Genomic DNA, 540 nt, shown 5'->3' with positions numbered 1-540 from the left:
CATCGATGCGGACACCACGATGCCCTGAAACTGGCACAACAGACGTTTCGTTTCATCGACGCCCACCTCGAGCACGACAGTCTGACCGGGTTCCTCGAGAGCCCCGGCTGGAACGGTGCGCGGTCTTCGAACCCACACATGCACATGCTGGAATCATTTCTTGCCTGGTATGGCGCCACGGGCGACCGTGAATATCTGCGTCGGGCAGCACGCATCATCGATCTCTTCCGGAGCCATTTCTTCGACCAGGAAAGCTGGACGGTTGGGGAACGTTTCGACGCCGATTGGTTGCCGTTGCAGGGAGATGAAGGACAGTGGACCGAACCGGGGCATCACTTCGAATGGGCTTCGCTCCTTGTCGATTTCGCACGAGCGAGCGGCCAGAAAGACTTGGTCGCCTACGCAAGGAAGCTCTATTCATCGGCGGTCGCCAGTGGATTGAACCGGACAACAGGTCTGGCTTTTGCTGCCGTATCGCGGCAGGGAATCCCTCTCGACCGGCTCTCCCGCAGCTGGTCGCAGTGCGAAGCCGTCAAGGCA

At 59.6% G+C, this 540-nt stretch carries 1 protein-coding gene; it reads left to right on the top strand.

The genetic code is table 11. From position 1 onward, the window contains the following. The coding region (locus tag EOA22_RS36760) for an AGE family epimerase/isomerase (protein ID WP_206521586.1) at positions 1-540 on the top strand (540 nt) is incomplete at both ends.

It is taken from the genome of Mesorhizobium sp. M7A.F.Ca.US.014.04.1.1, from assembly GCF_003998745.1.
Lineage (GTDB): Bacteria > Pseudomonadota > Alphaproteobacteria > Rhizobiales > Rhizobiaceae > Mesorhizobium > Mesorhizobium ciceri.
The sequence above is the reverse complement of the archived record's forward strand: the minus strand, read 5'-3'. Positions and strand labels throughout refer to the sequence as shown.